The organism is Streptomyces sp. NPDC056144 (genome assembly GCF_042264145.1).
Taxonomy (GTDB): Bacteria; Actinomycetota; Actinomycetes; order Streptomycetales; family Streptomycetaceae; genus Streptomyces.
In genome coordinates this window covers 38,279-54,958 of sequence record NZ_JBHJVF010000004.1, presented here as the reverse complement: position 1 = coordinate 54,958, position 16,680 = coordinate 38,279, and the positions used below count along the sequence as shown (strand labels likewise).

Here is a 16,680-nt window from a genome sequence, read left to right as displayed (position 1 = left end):
TCAGCTCTTGGCCGCGGTGGCCTTGGTCGCCTTCGCGGTCTTGGTCGCGGGTGCCGGGACGGTCTTGGACGCGTCGTCCGCTCCGGCCGCGTCGGCGGCACCGGCCGCCGCGTCCGCGCCGGCCTCGGCCGCTCCGGTCTGCGGCCGGACGCCCACGCCGAGCTTCTCCTTGATCTTCTTCTCGATCTCGTCGGCGAGGTCGGGGTTGTCCTTCAGGAAGTTGCGGGCGTTCTCCTTGCCCTGGCCGAGCTGGTCGCCCTCGTACGTGTACCAGGCGCCGGCCTTGCGCACGAAGCCGTGCTCCACGCCCATGTCGATCAGGCCGCCCTCGCGGCTGATGCCCTGGCCGTAGAGGATGTCGAACTCGGCCTGCTTGAACGGGGGCGCGACCTTGTTCTTGACGACCTTCACGCGGGTGCGGTTGCCGACCGCCTCCGTGCCGTCCTTGAGGGTCTCGATGCGGCGGATGTCGAGACGCACCGACGCGTAGAACTTGAGGGCGCGGCCACCGGTCGTGGTCTCCGGCGAGCCGAACATCACGCCGATCTTCTCGCGGAGCTGGTTGATGAAGATCGCGGTGGTCTTGGACTGGTTGAGCGCGCTGGTGATCTTCCGGAGCGCCTGGCTCATCAGCCGGGCCTGGAGGCCGACGTGCGAGTCGCCCATCTCGCCCTCGATCTCCGCACGCGGGACGAGCGCGGCGACGGAGTCGATGACGATCAGGTCGAGGGCGCCGGAGCGGACCAGCATGTCGACGATCTCAAGAGCCTGCTCACCGTTGTCCGGCTGGGACAGGATGAGGTTGTCGATGTCGACGCCGAGCTTCTTGGCGTACTCGGGGTCGAGGGCGTGCTCGGCGTCGACGAAGGCGACCTGGCCGCCGGCCTTCTGCGCGTTGGCCACGGCGTGCAGGGTCAGGGTCGTCTTACCGGAGGACTCCGGTCCGTAGATCTCCACGACACGGCCGCGCGGCAGGCCGCCGACGCCGAGCGCGATGTCGAGCGCGGTCGATCCGGTGGAGATCACCTCGATCGGCTCCTGGGTACGGTCACCCATGCGCATCACGGCGCCCTTGCCGAATTGGCGTTCAATCTGTGCGAGCGCGGCGTCGAGCGCCTTCTCGCGGTCGGTTCCTGCCATGGGTTCCACCCGGTTTGCTTGAGTCGATCGCTTCATGTGAAAGACGCTAACCCCTGCCACTGACAATGGGCCCCGACGTCCCCTCCGACCTGTGGACAACTCGTCGGCGAACCGCCGGCGAACCCCTGTTTTCCCAGGGCCGGACCTCCATCAGAATGGATGTTCGATTTTAGTGTCAAGCGCGCCACGCGCCCCCCGGCAAACCCGGTCAGACCGCCGCCACCGGCAGCAGCTCCGGGCGCTTGGCCCGACGCCCGTCCCCCGAGGAGCGTCCCCGCAGGCGCCGTCCCAGCCAGGGGCCGAGGAAGATCCCGGCCCAGCGCAGCTCGGCGCCGACCGCGCGCAGCCCCGTCGGGGCCGGGCGGGACGGCGGGGGCAGCGGGCGGGTCCAGGCGTCGTCGCTGCCGGGCAGCTCCAGCGCCTGGGCGACCGCGGCGGCGATCCGCGCGTGCCCCAGCGGACCGGCGTGCAGCCGGTCGGCGCTCCACAGCCGGGGATCGGTGACGACCGGGTGGCCCGAGGTCTCCACGACGGTCACCCCGTGCGGCCGCGCCGCCTCCCGGATGCGCCGGTTGAGATCCTCGACACGTGATCCGAGCGGCCTGGCCAGCGGGATCAGCCGGCTGACGTCGGGGAACGTGAGCGTCGCCACGCGCGCTCCCTGACCGGCGAGCGCCGCGAACATCGCCTCCAGGTGCCCCGCCGTCGCGTCGGCGTCGAAGCCGGGCCGCATCAGATCGTTGACCCCGGCGACGACCGTGGCGAGGTCGGGCCGCAGCGCGAGAGCCGGAGCAAGCTGCTCCGCGCGCACCTGGCCGGCGAGCCTCCCCCGTACGGCGAGGTTGGCGTACGTCACCTCCGGGTCCACGCCTGCGAGGAGCTCGGCGAGCCGGTCCGCCCAGCCGCGGAGGCCGACGACGTCGTCCCCGTCCCCGACCCCTTCGGTCTGGCTGTCCCCCAGCGCGACGTACCGCCGATACGCACCGCCGCCACCGTCCGACACGGACCCCACCCCCATCGACGACCCCTCGACCTATTAACTTTTTTGACTGTACAACCCGGGAAGCCGGACGGTGGCGACCAGACCGCCGGCGTCCCCGGCGACGAGATCGAGCGACCCCTCGTGCGCGCGGACGACGCTGTGCGCGATCGCCAGCCCCAGCCCGACCCCGGCGTGCTCGTCGGTGCGCACGCGGTCCGTTCCGCGCCGGAAGGGCTCGGTGAGGGTCGGGAGCAGTTCCGGCGGGACGGGCGGGCCGGTGTTCTCGACCCGGAGGACGCTCGCGCCGCCGCGCTCCCCGGTGTGAACCGTCACCGCACCGCCCGCCGGGAGGTTGTGCACGACGGCGTTCTGGACGAGGTTCACGACCATCCGCAGCAGCAGCTCGTACGAGCCGCTGGTCCGCGCCGCGCCACCGGTGACGTCGAGCGTGATCCCGCGCTGCTCGGCGAGCGGCAGGAGGTCCTCGGCGGCCTCCTCGGCGACGAGGGAGAGGTCGACCTCCTCGCGGGTGAACGTCCCCCGGTCGCTGCGGCTGAGCAGCAGCAGGGCCTCGGTGAGGCCGATCGCGCGCGTGTTGACGGTCTGGAGCCGCCCGAGCAGATCGTCCCGGTCCGCGGCGGGATCCCTGCGGGCGACGTCGATCAGCGCCTGCGAGACGGCCAGCGGCGTCCGCAGTTCGTGGGAGGCGTTCGCGGCGAACCGCCGTTCCTCGGCGACGTGCGATTCGAGTCGGTCGAGCATCGAGTCGAAGGCGTCGGAGAGTTCGCGGAACTCGTCCTGCCGCCCGCCCATGGCGATCCGGTGCGACAGCGACCCCTCGCCGGCGGTCCGGGCCGCGGCGGTGATCCGGGCGAGCGGCGCGAGCATCCGCCCGGCGAGGAACCAGCCGCCGACGAGACCGAAGACGAGCAGGAAGGCCATCGCCAGCGCCGCCGCGGGGGCGAAGGTCCGCACCAGGAGGTAGCGGTTGGGCGAGACGCCGAGGAGGCCCTGCGAGGTGTCGGGGACGTACCGCAGCAGGAATCCCCACACGACGGCGAGGAGAAGCGCTCCGGCGAGGGCCAGGAACCCGGCGTAGCTGAGGGTGAGTTTCAGCCGGGCGCTGAGTCCCGGGCGTCTACGCACGCGTGCCGCCCGATTCGGTGTCGATCCGGTAGCCGACGCCCGGGACCGTGGCGATGGCCCACGGCTCACCGAGCCGTTTGCGCAGCGCCGAGACCGTGATCCGTACGGCGTTGGTGAACGGGTCCGCGTTCTCGTCCCAGGCCCGGGCGAGCAGCTCCTCGGCGCTGACGACCCCGCCCTCGGCGGCGACGAGGACCTCCAGGACGGCGAACTGTTTACGGGTCAGGGCGACGTAGCGGCCGTCGCGGAAGACCTCGCGGCGGAAGGGGTCGAGCCGCAGTCCCGCGATCTCGCGGACCGGCGGACGCGCGTACGCGCGCCTGCGGTCGAGGGCCCGCAGGCGCAGGACCAGTTCCCGCAGCTCGAACGGCTTGGTGAGGTAGTCGTCGGCGCCCAGGGCGAAGCCGGAGGCCTTGTCGTCGATCCGGTCGGCCGCGGTGAGCATGAGGATCGGGATGCCGCTGCCGGAGGCGACGATGCGCCGGGCGACCTCGTCGCCCGAGGGCCCGGGGATGTCGCGGTCGAGGACCGCGATGTCGTAGGCGTGGACGCCGAGCAGTTCCAGGGCGGAGTCGCCGTCGCCCGCGATGTCGGCGGCGATGGCTTCGAGCCGCAGCCCGTCCCTGACCGCCTCCGCGAGGTACGGCTCGTCCTCCACGATGAGTACGCGCATGTCCGAAGCCTAGGACTGGTGGCCGACGGCGGTCGGGGCCGTGCGCCACCAGCGGCGCGAGGCGAGTCCGGCCAGTACGGCTCCGGCGGTGTTGACCAGGACGTCGTCCACGGAGGACACCCGGTCCAGGCGCAGCGCGTACTGGGCGACCTCGACGAGGAGGGAGCAGCCCGCGCCGAGTGCCAGCAGGCGCGGTACGGACGCCACGGCGGCGAACCGGATCGGGGCGAAGAAGCCCAGCGACGCGAGGACGAGCAGGTTGCCGACGATGCCGAGCGGCCCCATGGTGACCAGGTCCCGCAGCGGCACCAGGCTCACCCGGCCGGGGACGACGCCCGCGCCGGCGCCCGGCATCATCGTCAGCCAGAGGAACGGCACCGTCCCGTAGACCATGCCCACCTCGGCCAGCGACGTCCGCCAGGGCGAGGGGCGACGGCGCCGGGCCAGGACCCAGGCCACGCCCAGGGCCGGCGGCAGCCCCACCAGGGTCATCAGGACCACGCCGTTGAACGTGTCGAGGCACCCGTGCCACTGTCCCGCCGCGCACCGCGGCGCGGACATCATGAGCGGCCGCCGTACGACGTACAGCGCGCCCGCCAGGCCGAGGACCAGGAGGCCGGCGAGCGCCCTCGCGCGCGTGAGGCGGAGCGAAGGCGACCGGGGTGCGGTGGTGTTCATGCCGTCATCGCACCCGACGGGCCGTTGCCGGGGCGTATGCGGTTTTCGATACGCCCGCGATACACCGGACCAACGGCAGGGCTCAGGTGGCGTCCTTCTTGTGGTGCAGGGCCTTCTGCAGCCGGGCCACGACCGCCTCGCCGTACCGGCGGTGGCCGTGGACGCGCGGGTCGTCCGTCACCGCGTACCGCTTCACGTACGCCCCGAGGAAGGCCTGCAGGGTCGCGACGGCCGGGATCGCGATCAGCGCGCCGACGGCCCCGAGCAGCGCCGTCCCCGCGATCACCGAGCCGAAGGCCACCGCCGGGTGGATGTCCACGGTCTTGGACGTCAGCTTCGGCTGGAGCACGTAGTTCTCGAACTGCTGGTAGACCACGACGAAACCGAGCACCCACAGCGCGTACCAGGGGTTGACGGTGAAGGCGATCAGCATCGGCAGGGCACCGGCGAGGTAGGTGCCGATGGTCGGGATGAACTGCGAGACGAGACCGACCCAGACGGCGAGCGCCGGCGCGTACGGCACACCCAGGATCTCGAAGAGGATGAAGTGCGCGATGCCCGAGATCAGTGCCATGAGGCCGCGCGAGTAGAGATAGCCGCCGGTCTTGTCGACCGCGATCTCCCAGGCGCGCAGGACCTCGGTCTGCCGGGCGGGCGGGAGGACGGAGCAGAGCGCCCGCCTCAACCGGGGCCCGTCGGCGGCGAAGTAGAACGAGAACAGGAAGATCGTGAGGAGCCGGAAGAGGCCGCCCAGGACCGTGGCGGAGACGTCGAGCACGCCCGCCGCGCTGTTCTGCACGTACTTCTGCAGCCAGTCGGAGCTGAGGACGCTGTCCTGGACCTCGACTCTGGACAGGTCGGTGTGGAAGCTCTCGTTGATCCACTTGATCAGTGAGTCGAGGTACTTGGGGAAGTTCTCGACCAGGTCCACGATCTGCCCGGCGAGCATCGAGCCGAGGAGGGCGACGAAGCCGACGCTGACGATCAGGGCGCCGAAGAAGACGAGGAAGGTGGCGAGACCCCGGCGCATCCCGCGCGCCGCCATGCGCCCGACCGCCGGCTCGATGGCGAGGGCGAGGAAGAACGCGAGCAGGATGTTGACGAGGAGTCCGACGAGCTGGTGGAAGGCCCAGCTGCCCAGCAGGAAGCAGGAGTAGAGCGCGAGGGCCAGGACGAGCGCGCGCGGCAGCCAGCGCGGCATGCGCGCGGGCGGTCCGGCCGGGGCCGGGTGGGCCGGTCCCGTCGGACCGGAAGGGCCGGGGGGACCGGAGGGGTCGAAGGGACCGGAGGGACCTGACGGACCGGACGGTCCGGGCGGCCCCGACGGTCCTGGCGGGTCCGTCCGGCCGGTCGCGGGCGTCTTCGTCGTGGTGTCGGGGTCGGCGGTGTCGGTGTCGGTGCCGGTGTCGGCGGTGTCGTCAGTCGGGTCCACCCCGCCAGTCTCGCTCACCGCACGGACATTCCACCCGGGACCCCGCACATCCCCGCTTGTCACCCCATCGTCAACCGGTCGTTCACCGCTTGTCGGCCGGTACGTCCATGGCCGCGCACACGGCCCGCCACACGTCCTTCGCCTCCCAGCCGGCGTCCAGCGCCTCGCGCACGGTGCGCCCGCCGAGCTCGGCCATCACGTGGTCACGCGCGAAGGACTCGGCGTAGGACCCGCCGAAGTGGTCCGCCATCCGCTCCCAGAAAATCGTCAACCGCATGACACCAGTATCCCGCTCCCAAGAGTGCAGCCCTCGCCTCAGACCTTGTCACCGCGATTTTCCGCCCTACGGTCGGAGCATGGCCGAAAAACCCCTCCCCTCGCCGTCGACCCCCCTGGCCCGCGCAGAGCGCTTCGTCTGGCTGACGGCCCGCGTCCTCGAACAGCACCGGTTCGCCTACCACTTCCTGCGCGGTGGGGCGGACCAGGTCGAGACCGCCCTCGCCGCGTACGGGAACGAGGACGGCGGCTACGGCCACGGGCTCGAACCCGATCTGCGCGGGCCCGTCAGCCAGCCCCTCCCCACCGCGCACGCGCTGCGGGTCCTGGACTCGATCGGCCGGTGCGGCGGGATGCGCGTCGAGCGGATCTGCCGCTACCTCACCGCCGTCTCGACCCACGAGGGGGCGCTGCCGACGGTCCACCCGTCCCAGCGGGGCTACCCCTCGGCGCCGTTCGTCCCGGTCGTCGACTCCCCGCCGGGCGAGCTCCTCGCGACCGGCCCGGTGGTCGGCCTCCTCCACCGGAACCAGGTCTGGCACGCCTGGCTCTTCCGGGCCACCGAGTTCTGCTGGGCCGCGGTCGAGTCGCTGGAGAAGTCCCACCCGTACGAGATCCAGGCCGCCGTCGCCTTCCTCGACGGGGTTCCGGACCGCCCGCGCGCGGAGGCGGCGGCCGACCGGCTGGGGCGGCTGGTGCGCGAGCGGCGGCTCGCCCTCCTGGACCCGGACCGGCCGGAGGAGTACCCGGTCGCTGACGGGTACGCGCCCGGCGAGCACCACTTCCCGCACGACTACGCGCGCGTGCCGCACTCTTTGGCGGCCCGGTGGTTCACCGAGGAGGAGATGGCCCGCTCGCTCGACGGACTCGCGGCCGAGCAGGAGGAGGACGGCGGCTGGCCGGTCCGGTGGCGGGCCTGGGCGCCCGGGTCGGCCCTGGAGTGGCGTCCGATCGTCACGATCGAGGCCCTGCGCACGCTCCGGGCGCACGGCCGCGCGGTCGACTGACGTCGGCGGCGGTACGGGAACGGGGCCCCGCCCCGGTACCCGTACCGCCCCGTCTCACCAGCCCAGGGCCCGTACCCCCGCCGTCACGACGACCGCGGCACCCACCACGACGAGGAACGGGGCCCGCAGGATCAGGGCGACCGCCGCGGCGGCGAGCCCGGCGGCACGGGCGTCCAGGGCGAGGGCGCCGCCCGTGCTGAACGTCTGCTGCGCGGTGAGCGCGGCGAGCAGTGCGACGGGGAGCAGGGCCGCGAGCCGCTGCACGAGGGGCCGTTCCAGCGCCCCGGCGGGCACGAGCAGGCCGAGGAGCTTGACCAGATAGCACCCGGCGGCGGTCAGGCCGATGGCGATCCACACGTTCATCGGGAGCCCGCCTCCCGTCCGGCCGTCGGGCCCATGCGGCGGCCCTGGAACCAGAGCACGGCGGGCGCGGCGAGGGCGGCGGCGAGCACGGGCACGCCGGCGGGCAGCACGGGCAGCAGCCCGAGGCCGAGGAGGACGGCGATGCCCGCGGTGGCCCGTTCGGTCGCCGACTTCAGCATCGGGGCGAGGAGGGCGAGGAAGACGGCGGGTCCGGCCGCGTCGAGCCCCCAGGCCTCGGTGGAGCCGATCGCCTCGGCGCCGAGCGCGCCGAGGAAGGTGGTCAGGTTCCAGAGGACGTACAGCGAGAGCCCGGTGAGGGTGAAGCCGAGACGGGCGGCCCGCCGGGACGGCTGGGCGAGCGCGACGGCGGTGGTCTCGTCGATGACCCAGTGCGCGGCGAGCGGCCTGACGGCCTTCGGGAGGGCGAGGAGCTGGGAGAGCCGCAGGCCGTAGAAGGCGTTGCGGGTGCCCAGGAAGAAGGCCCCGGCGGCGGCCGTGAAGGGGTTGCCGCCGGCGGCGAGGGCGCCGACGAGGGCGAACTGCGAGGCGCCGGTGAAGACGAGCAGGCTGAGCGCGCAGGTCTGGAGGAGGGTCAGGCCGGAGCCCGCCGAGGTGACGCCGAAGGCGAAACCGGAGAGCCCGACGGCGACGCCGACGCCGAGCGCGTCACGGACGACGGCCGCGTCGGACGTCGCGACGGCTTCGGACGTCGCGACGGCTTCGGACCGCGCGGGCGCGGCGGTGGGCCCGGCCGTGTTCGCGGCCGTGACCACGGCCTGGGCGTCGTCGGGGGCGTCGGCCGGTATGTGCGGGGGCGGGGGCGGGGGTGCTGTCTGTTCTGCCACGTCAGGCACGGTACGGCAGGTTCCGGAAGCGGGCGTCGGGTGTCCGAACGGTGTCAGAGATGCGGGGAGGCGGGGGCGCCGCCGAGGCGGAGGTCGCCCACGCCGTCGAGGATCTTCTCGGCGGAGGCGACGTGCCGTCCGGCCGTGATCAGGTCGCGCAGGCAGCGGTCGAGCGGCGTGCGCTCGCTGTAGACGGCGGCCGATCCCACGGCGTCGTACAGCAGCTGCACCGCCTCCCGGCACGCCCGGTGGGCGAACCGGCGGGCCAGCGCGGCCGTGCCCCGTTCGGGTTCCTCGCCGGCGGTCCGCGCCTCCCACGCCTTCGCGAGCGTGGCGTACACGTACGCCTCCGCCGCGCCGATCAGGGACTCGGCCCGCGCGAGGTCGGCCGGGACCCCCGGCCACGGCAGTGCGGAGCGCCGGGCGGAGAGGAGCTCGCGGGCGCTCTCCAGCGCGGCCGTGCCGATGCCCAGGGGGACACCCGCCATCTTGTGCGCCAGGCCGTCGGCGCGCAGGTGGGGCGGTTCCCCTCGCTCGCCGGGCGGCGGGAGCGTGAAGGTGTGGTGCTCGGGTACGAGGAGGTCGGTGGCCTCGACGTCGTGCGAGCCCGTGCCGCGCAGGCCGGTGGTGTGCCAGGTGTCGGCCACCCGCAGGCGCGCGGTGTCGAGGACGGCGACCCTGGCCGTGCCGTCCGCCGTCCGGAAACCGGCCAGCAGCCGGTCGGCGTGGGTGATCCCGCTGGCCTGGGCCCACCGGCCCGACAGGAGGTAGCCGCCGCGCCCCCGCCGGACCGCCCGCCCGGTCGGCGGCAGGACGGTGGCGGTGATCATGCCGGGGTCCGGGAACAGCTCGCCGAACACCTCGTCGGGGAGGGCGACGGAGGCCAGCGCCCCGTTCAGCGCGACGGCCGCGCACCAGGCGACCGAACCGTCCCCCCGCGCCAGCAGCTCCACCGCCCGCGTGATCTCCGGGACCGTCATCGCCACGCCGCCCCGGTGGAGCGGGAGTGCCGCGCGCAGCAGCCCCGTGGCCCGCAGGCCGTCGACGACGTCGTCGGGGAGCCGGCCCAGGCGCTCGATCTCGGTCGCGCGGGCCGGGAGATCCGCGGCGTACGCCCGTACCGCGTCCAGGATCCGCGCGGCGGTGGCCGGGGGCGGCGCGGCCGTCGGTGCCGACAGGGAGCGGAGGTGGCGTTCCACGATGGTCATGCGGTGCTCCCCGTTCGGATGTCTCCACCACCGGTCCGGTCGCGATCGGTGTGCGGCTGTGCGAGGTCTTCCAGGGCCTTGCCGAGTTCGGCCGCCAGGGCCTGGACGTTCGGCCGGCTCATGACGCTGTAGTGGTCGCCGGGCACGTCGCGGCTCTCGGCGCCCTCGCCGAGCAGCGTCAGCCACTGGCGGGTGGTCCCGGCGGTGGCGCCGTCCATGGCGCGCAGGACCCGGACCCTGCCCCCGTACGGGGTGGGCTCGTGCGCGGCGAGCGCGCGGGCGAGCCGCAGGAAGCGGCCCGCGAGGCGTTCCAGGGTGGGGGCGTCGACGTCCTCGGGCAGGACGCCGGCGGCCCGGGCCCTGACGAGGAGTTCGCCGGTCGGGGACCCGCCGTCGCGGGGTCCGAGGTCGGCCGGGTCGGGTGCCCAGTCGCTGCCGGCGAGCCCGGCCAGGTCGCGGGCGAAGCGCGCGAGGAGCTCCGCTTCGGAGGGCGGTTCCGTGCGGCCCGGGGGTTCGAGCAGGTCGACGGCGGCGACGAGTTCGACCGTCCTGCCCCGCTCGGTGAGCAGCCGGGCGGTCTCCAGGGCGATCACGCCGCCCATGGACCAGCCGCCGAGCCGGAACGGGCCTTCCGGGAAGCGGGCGGTGAGCACGTCGGCGTAGTGCGCGGCGAGGCCGGCGACGGTGGGGTGGGCGAGGGTGGGGCCGGAGTCGGCGTCGGGATCGGGGTCGGGGTCGGCGTCGGCGTCGGCGTCGGCGTCGGCGTCGGCGTCGGCGTCGGCGTCGGCGTCGGCGTCGGGGTACTGGAGGGCGTGGAACGGCTGGTCGTCGTCGAGGAGGGCGCCGAGCGCGGCGTAACAGAGCACGTCGCCGCCGACGGGGTGGACGAAGACGAGCGGCGGCCGTGTTCCGCCCTCCCGGATGGTGACGAGGCTCGTGGTCCGGCCGGTGTCGTCGTCGTCCGGGCGCTCGCGCAGCACCTCGGCGAGGGCCGCGACGGTCGGGCGGGCGAGCAGGGTGGCCACGGGGAGCGACCTGCCGGTGTGCTGCCGGACGCGGGCCATGAGCCGTACCGCGAGGAGGGAGTCGCCGCCCAGCTCGAAGAAGTCCGCGGTGACGTCGACGGCGGCTGCGGCCGTAGCTGTTGCCGGGGCCGGGGCGGTGGCCGCGGGGCCGCCGGTCGGGGGGAAGAAGTCCGCCCAGATGCCGGCGAGGAGCCGTTCGGTCGCGTCGCGCGGCGCGGTCGCCCGGGCCGGGCGCCGCGGCGGCTCGCCGGGCGACGGGAGACGGCCCCGGTCCACCTTGCCGTTCCCGGTGAGCGGGAGCCGGTCGAGGAGGACGACGCGCGCGGGCACCATGGCGCCGGGCAGCTCCTCGCGGAGCGCCTCGCGGAGGGCGTCCTCGGTGCCGCCGGGCGCGACGGCGTACGCGACGAGGCGCCGCGGGCCGCCGGGCGCGCCCTCGGCGGTCACGGCCGCGGCGCGGACCTCCGGGAGGCGCAGCAGCGCCGCCTCCACCTCGCCGAGTTCGATGCGGTGGCCGCGGATCTTCACCTGGGTGTCCACCCGGCCCAGGAACTCGACGGTCCCGTCCGGCAGGTAGCGGCCGAGGTCGCCGGTCCGGTAGAGCCGTTCGCCCGTGACGGGGTGGCGCGGGAAGGCCGTACGGGTCTTCTCCTCGTCGCCGAGGTAGCCGCGGGCCAGGCCGGCGCCGGAGATGTACAGGTCGCCGGGGACGAGGGCCGGGCGGGAGCGCAGTGCCTCGTCGAGGACGTGGAACCGCTGGTTCCGTAAGGGTGTTCCGTACGGGACGCTCGTCCACTCCGGGTCCACGCGCGTGATCGGGTGCTGGATGGACCAGATCGCCGCTTCGGTGGCGCCGCCCAGGCTCCAGGTCCGCGCGTGCGGCAGCGCCGAGGCGATGGCGCCGGGGAGGGTGACCGGGATCCAGTCGCCGCTCAGCATCACCAGGCGCAGCGACGGCGGGCCGCCGAGGGCGCGGACGTGCTCGACGAACATGTCCATCAGGGCGGGGACGCTGTTCCAGATCGTCACCCCGTGCCGGTTCACGAGGTCCAGCCAGGCGGCCGGCTCCCGGGTGTCCGACGGGTCGGGCAGGACGAGGGCGCCGCCGGCCGCGAGCGGGCCGAACAGGTCGTAGACGGAGAGGTCGAAGTGGAGCGCGGACAGGCCGAGGACCCGGTCGTCCGCGGTGACGCCGTACCGGTCGTTGACGTCCTGGACCGTGTTGAGCGCCGCGGCGTGCTCGATCATCACGCCCTTGGGGGTGCCGGTGGAGCCCGAGGTGAAGATGACGTACGCGAGGTCGTCGGGGCGGGCGGGGCGCGGGGGGCCGTTCCTGCGCAGCGGGGGCTCCGGTTCCCGTACGGGGGTGTCCGCTCCGCCGTCGACGCGCAGCGCGACGGTGCCGTTCGGGAGGACGGGGGTGGGACCGTGGTCCGGGCCGTCGGCGTCCGGCGCGCGGGTCAGGACCAGCCGTATGCCGGCCGTCTCCATGATCGACCGGAGCCGGCGGCCGGGCATGGCCGCGTCGAGCGGTACGTAGGCGGCGCCCGCCTTGAGGATGCCGAGGGCCGCGACGACCTGTTCCCAGCCCTTGTCCATGACGATGCCGACGAGCGTGCCCGGGCCCGCGCCGTGACCGTTCAGGCGGCGGGCGAGGAGGTCGGAGCGGCGGTGCAGTTCGCCGTAGGTGAGGGTCCAGGAGGGCGTGATGACGGCGGGCGTGTCCGGCCTGGCCTCGGCCTGCCGCAGAAACCCGTCGTGGAGCAGCCCGGCGGGGAGCGGTCCGTCGGTGGCGTTGGCGGCTCGCCGGACCTCCAGGTCGGCGGCCGGAGCCGGCACGGACGGCGGGCGCCGCCAGGCCGCCGCGCCGCACAGGTCCCGCACCAGCTCCCGGTACGCGGCCCACATGCCGTCGACGACGCCGGCGGGGAACATCTCCTCCACCACGTCCCAGTTGAGGACCAGTTCCCCGTCCTCCTCCAGGGCCTGGTGGTCGAGCCACACCTGGGGCGTCCGCACGGAACTCGACACGGTCCGGCCGGCGGTGCCGAGACCGGTGAGGGCGGTGAGCGCGCCGGGTCCGGTGTCGCTCCGCCCCGAGAAGCCGAGCGTGCTGGTGAAGACCACCGGCATGCTCGCGAGTCCGGTGCCTCCCCGGGTGCGGTTGAGCTCGCGCAGTACCTCGACGCCGGTGACGTACCCGTGTTCGAGGTCGTCGAGGAGCTGGTCCTGGAGTCTTCGCGCGCCGGAGGCGAAGGCCTCGGCCGGCACGGCGTCCACCTCCAGGAGGGTGGTCGCGCTGAGGTTTCCGACGATCCGGCCGGCGTCCTCGTGCAGGGGCCGCCGCTGGAACGCCAGGACGTTCAGCGTGAAGCGGGGTACGGCGCTCCACGCGGCGATGACCTGCGCGTACGCGGCACACAGGGCCGCCGAGGAGGAGACGCCCGCCGCGGTGGCGTGGTCCTTGAACCGCTGCCAGGCGGCGGCGTCGACGCGGGCCGTGCGGTGGGTGAAGGCCGGGCGCCGGGGTGCGGGGCCGGGGCGGAGCGGCAGCGCGGGGGCGGGCGGCAGCGAGTCGAGGCGGCCACGCCAGTAGGCGAGGGACTCGTCGCGGCGCGCGGTGTCGGCGTCGGCCGCGGCCAGGACGTAGTCCCGGTAGGTGAGGGCCGGGGCGGGCGCGGCGGGTGTGCCCGAGCGGTACGTCTCCGCCCACTCGCGGAAGAGGATTCCGGAGCTCCGGCCGTCGATGATCAGCGCGTCGAAGGAGAGGTGCAGCCGGGTGGTGCGCGCGTCGAGGAGGGTCGCCCGGACGTCGAACAGCGGCCAGACCGCGGTGTCGAAGACCTGGTCGCGCATCTCCTCGTGGATCCCGGCAAGCCGCCGGGTCCGCTCGTCCTCGTCGTGGTCGCGCAGGTCGACCGTGGCGATCCGGTACGCGGGGACCTCGGGCAGCACCCGCTGCCGGCCGTCCGGGGAGACGACGGCGCGAAGCATGTCGTGACGGTCAATCAGATGGCGGAGCGCGGCGGAGAGCCGGTCGGTGTCGGTGTCGTCGAGGTCGACCTCGACGAGGAAGGAGGTGGGGACGCCGCCGAGCTCGAAGGCGTCGGTTCTGCCGACCAGGTAGGCCTGTTGGAGGGCGGTGAGGGGGAACGGCTCGTGTCGGGCGGCGGGGTCGGGAGTGGCGGGCGTGGAGGGTGTGGCGGGCGTGAAGGTTGTGACGGGCGCGTCGGCGGGCTGGACCGCCTGGACGGCGCGGGTGAGGTCGTCGACGCTCCGGCCGTCGAGGAGGTCGCGCAACGGGATGTCGACGCCGAGGCCGCGGACGAGGGCCTGCCGGATGTCCATGGCGATCAGCGAGTCGACGCCGATGTTCCGGAGGGGCAGGTGCAGTTCGTCACCGGTGACGGCGGCGCCCCGCGCGCGCCCGACGACCTCGGGGACCGATTCCCGCACGGGAACGGGCTCGGGACCGGGAGCGGGAACGGGCTCGGCTTCGGGGTGTACGCGTTCGGTGCGGGAGGCGCCTGTCGGGAGCCAGTACCGCTCACGCTGGAAGGGGTACCCCGGGAGGGGCACGGGTGCGCCGCCGGGGTCTCCGTGGACCCGTACCCAGTCGATCCGGGCGCCCCGGGCGTAGAGAGCGCCGAGGCTGTCGAGGAGGGTGCGGCGGGGTTCCTCCCCGGCACGGAGGGACGAGAGGAAGACGGCGGGGCCGGTGGGAGCGGTCGCGCGGAGCCCGTCGAGGAGCGGCGAGGCGGGCCCCAGCTCCACGAAGCCGCGCGGGCCCTCGCGCAGGAGCGCGGCAACGTCGGCGGCGAACCGCTCCGAAGCGGCGGTGTCGGCGGCGGGGCTCAGGGGCGGGGCCGTGACCACGGCCCGCCAGGCCTCCTCCAGGCTCATCCGCCCCTGGAGGCACGCGGCCACCGGTGCGCCGACGCCGTGGCCGAGTACGGCGGCGGGCTCGACGCCCCACGAGCGCCAGAGTGCGGCGAGGGCGTACGCGACGGCGAACGGCGCCCCCCGGTCTGCGCCGACCGCCGCGCACCGCGCCAGGGCGTCGCGGACGACGGGCTCCGTGACGGCCAGTCCGTCGAGCGCGTCGGCGTACCCCGCCTCCGCCGGGAATCCCATGACGAGGAAGACCGGCCCCCGGTCCGCCTTCGGCGGCCTCGTCCCGGTGCGGACACCGGCCGGCGGCTCCTCGTCCGGGCGCGTCCGGGCGAGGAGCCCCCGCAGTTCGGCCCGCGAGGAGGCCACGGCCGCGATGCGGTGCGCGAAGTGTGCCCGCCCGAGGCTCGTGCTCCGGCAGATCGCCGCGAACGTGCCGCCGTCGGCATCGGCACCCGGGCTGCCGTCACCGTCACCGTCACCGTCACCGTCGCCGTCGCCGTCGCCGAGCACATCGACGTACCGCGCCGCGAGTTCGGCGAGCGCCGCCGGGGTCTTCGCCGACAGGGTCAACAGGTGCGGTCGGCCCGCCTCCACGACCGCCGGGAGCTCGGCGGGGACCGCCGGAGGTTCCTCAAGGATGAGGTGGGCGTTCGTGCCGCTGATGCCCTGGGAGCTGACCGCCGCTCGGCGTGGGCCCCGCGTGGGGGGCCAGGGGGAGTCCTGGGCCACCGGCTCGATGCCCGCCGACCAGTCGACGTGCGGGGTGGGTTCCGTCACGTGGAGGGTGGCCGGGAGGCGGCCGTACCGCATCGAGAGGACCGTCTTGATGACGCCGGCGACGCCGCCGGCCGCCTGGGTGTGGCCGATGTTCGACTTCACCGAGCCGAGCCGCAGCGCCCGCTCGCGACCGGAGCCGTACACGGCCAGCAGCGCCCGTGCCTCGATCGGGTCGCCGAGCTCCGTGCCCGTGCTGCCCGCCTCCACCACCTGGATGTCCCCGGGCTCCAGGCCCGCGTCCTCCAGCGCCCGCCTCACGACGCGCTGTTGCGCGGCCCCGTTGGGCGCGGTGAGGCCGTGGCCGGCTCCGTCCTGGTTGACGGCGCTGCCGCGGATCACGGCCAGGACCGGATGGCCGAGCCGCCGGGCGTCCGACAGCCGTTCCACCAGGAGCATGCCCACGCCCTCGGACAGGCCGCTGCCCGAGGCCCCGGCCGAGAAGGGGCGGGACCTGCCGTCGGGCGACAGGCCGCCCATGCGGGTGAACTCGGTGAACAGCCGGGGGGTCGACATGACGGTCGCCCCGCCCGCGAGCGCCAGCGCGCACTCGCCCCGGCGCAGCGACTGGACGGCGAGGTGCAGCGCGACGAGCGAGGACGAGCAGGCCGTGTCCACGGTGAGGGCCGGGCCGCGCAGGCCGAGGGTGTACGAGATACGGCCGGAGGCGACGCTGCCCACCGACCCCGTCGTCAGGAAGCCCTCCGCCTCCTCCGGCACCTCGCCGCCGCCCTGCCCGTAGTCCTGGCAGGACAGTCCCGTGAAGACGCCGGTCTCGGTGTCGCGTACCGCGTCCGGATCGATCCCCGCGTCCTCGAACACCTCCCAGGCCGTCTCCAGGAGCAGCCGCTGCTGCGGGTCCATGGCCAGGGCCTCGCGCGGGCTGATGCCGAAGAAGCCCGCGTCGAAGTCCGCCGCGTCCCGCAGGAACCCGCCCGAGCCGCTCAGGCTGCGGCCGCCGCCCTCGGGGGCGTACAGACCCTCGTCCCAGCCCCGGTCCCGGGGGAACGGGCCGACGGTCTCGCCGCCCTCGGCGAGCAGCCGCCACAGGGCGGCGGGCGAGTCGATCCCGCCCGGGTAGCGGCACGCCATGCCGACGATCGCGATCGGCTCCCGGCCGCCACCGCCCGCCTCCTCCGCCTCGCGCAGCCGCTCCCGTGTGCGGTGCAGGTCGAGGGTGAGGCGCTTGAGGTAGTCGAGAAGTCTCTCGTCCGTTTCCGATGCCATGACGAATCGG

The 16,680-nt window shown here is 74.4% G+C and carries 12 protein-coding genes; 1 reads left to right on the top strand and 11 read right to left on the bottom strand.

Annotation, left to right across the window (positions count from 1 at the left end):
• From recA to ACFC0Z_RS14295, 7 genes are all read right to left on the bottom strand, one after another.
• Positions 1-1,140, bottom strand: coding sequence for a recombinase RecA (recA, locus tag ACFC0Z_RS14325; protein WP_376436813.1), 1,140 nt, complete (start codon positions 1,138-1,140; stop codon positions 1-3).
• A gap of 208 nt (positions 1,141-1,348) precedes the next feature.
• A complete protein-coding gene (locus ACFC0Z_RS14320) occupies positions 1,349-2,143 on the bottom strand; it encodes an SGNH/GDSL hydrolase family protein (protein WP_376436810.1) in 795 nt (264 codons plus the stop codon).
• 33 nt (positions 2,144-2,176) lie between these two features.
• Entirely contained in the window at positions 2,177-3,268 is a 1,092-nt protein-coding gene (locus ACFC0Z_RS14315) for a sensor histidine kinase (protein WP_376436807.1), read from the bottom strand.
• Positions 3,261-3,941, bottom strand: a complete 681-nt coding sequence (locus tag ACFC0Z_RS14310) for a response regulator transcription factor (RefSeq protein WP_376436804.1) — start codon at positions 3,939-3,941, stop codon at positions 3,261-3,263. The genes ACFC0Z_RS14315 and ACFC0Z_RS14310 overlap by 8 nt, the downstream gene beginning before the upstream one ends.
• Before the next feature lie 9 nt (positions 3,942-3,950).
• Positions 3,951-4,619, bottom strand: a complete 669-nt coding sequence (locus ACFC0Z_RS14305) for a VanZ family protein (protein WP_376436801.1) — start codon at positions 4,617-4,619, stop codon at positions 3,951-3,953.
• An 82-nt stretch (positions 4,620-4,701) separates the two neighbouring features.
• Positions 4,702-5,820, bottom strand: coding sequence for an AI-2E family transporter (locus ACFC0Z_RS14300; protein ID WP_376437963.1), 1,119 nt, complete (start codon positions 5,818-5,820; stop codon positions 4,702-4,704).
• 313 nt (positions 5,821-6,133) lie between these two features.
• A complete protein-coding gene (locus ACFC0Z_RS14295; protein ID WP_376436799.1) occupies positions 6,134-6,328 on the bottom strand; it encodes a DUF3046 domain-containing protein in 195 nt (64 codons plus the stop codon).
• A gap of 79 nt (positions 6,329-6,407) precedes the next feature.
• Between ACFC0Z_RS14295 and ACFC0Z_RS14290 the strand changes: the two genes are divergently transcribed.
• On the top strand, positions 6,408-7,334 hold the full coding sequence (locus ACFC0Z_RS14290; protein ID WP_376436796.1) for a hypothetical protein: 927 nt from the start codon (positions 6,408-6,410) through the stop codon (positions 7,332-7,334).
• A 54-nt stretch (positions 7,335-7,388) separates the two neighbouring features.
• Here the strand turns inward: ACFC0Z_RS14290 and ACFC0Z_RS14285 are convergent, their stop codons facing one another.
• The 4 genes from ACFC0Z_RS14285 to ACFC0Z_RS14270 are packed head-to-tail and all read right to left on the bottom strand — an operon-like array spanning position 7,389 to position 16,670.
• Complete coding sequence (locus ACFC0Z_RS14285; RefSeq protein WP_376436793.1) at positions 7,389-7,697, bottom strand: AzlD domain-containing protein; 309 nt, start codon at positions 7,695-7,697, stop codon at positions 7,389-7,391.
• Positions 7,694-8,551, bottom strand: coding sequence for an AzlC family ABC transporter permease (locus ACFC0Z_RS14280; RefSeq protein ID WP_376436790.1), 858 nt, complete (start codon positions 8,549-8,551; stop codon positions 7,694-7,696). The genes ACFC0Z_RS14285 and ACFC0Z_RS14280 overlap by 4 nt, the downstream gene beginning before the upstream one ends.
• Before the next feature lie 44 nt (positions 8,552-8,595).
• Positions 8,596-9,750, bottom strand: coding sequence for an acyl-CoA dehydrogenase family protein (locus tag ACFC0Z_RS14275; RefSeq protein ID WP_376436787.1), 1,155 nt, complete (start codon positions 9,748-9,750; stop codon positions 8,596-8,598).
• A complete protein-coding gene (locus ACFC0Z_RS14270; RefSeq protein ID WP_376436786.1) occupies positions 9,747-16,670 on the bottom strand; it encodes an amino acid adenylation domain-containing protein in 6,924 nt (2,307 codons plus the stop codon). The genes ACFC0Z_RS14275 and ACFC0Z_RS14270 overlap by 4 nt, the downstream gene beginning before the upstream one ends.
• Positions 16,671-16,680: the final 10 nt, after the last annotated feature.

What these genes read in the sequence shown, in the direction of transcription:
- recA (WP_376436813.1), bottom strand. Translation starts at nt 1,140, where the DNA reads ATGGCAGGAACCGACCGCGAGAAGGCGCTCGACGCCGCGCTCGCACAG.
- ACFC0Z_RS14310 (WP_376436804.1), bottom strand. Translation starts at nt 3,941, where the DNA reads ATGCGCGTACTCATCGTGGAGGACGAGCCGTACCTCGCGGAGGCGGTC.
- ACFC0Z_RS14305 (WP_376436801.1), bottom strand. Translation starts at nt 4,619, where the DNA reads ATGAACACCACCGCACCCCGGTCGCCTTCGCTCCGCCTCACGCGCGCG.
- ACFC0Z_RS14300 (WP_376437963.1), bottom strand. Translation starts at nt 5,820, where the DNA reads ATGCCGCGCTGGCTGCCGCGCGCGCTCGTCCTGGCCCTCGCGCTCTAC.
- ACFC0Z_RS14295 (WP_376436799.1), bottom strand. Translation starts at nt 6,328, where the DNA reads ATGCGGTTGACGATTTTCTGGGAGCGGATGGCGGACCACTTCGGCGGG.
- ACFC0Z_RS14290 (WP_376436796.1), top strand. Translation starts at nt 6,408, where the DNA reads ATGGCCGAAAAACCCCTCCCCTCGCCGTCGACCCCCCTGGCCCGCGCA.
- ACFC0Z_RS14285 (WP_376436793.1), bottom strand. Translation starts at nt 7,697, where the DNA reads ATGAACGTGTGGATCGCCATCGGCCTGACCGCCGCCGGGTGCTATCTG.
- ACFC0Z_RS14275 (WP_376436787.1), bottom strand. Translation starts at nt 9,750, where the DNA reads ATGACCATCGTGGAACGCCACCTCCGCTCCCTGTCGGCACCGACGGCC.
- ACFC0Z_RS14270 (WP_376436786.1), bottom strand. Translation starts at nt 16,670, where the DNA reads ATGGCATCGGAAACGGACGAGAGACTTCTCGACTACCTCAAGCGCCTC.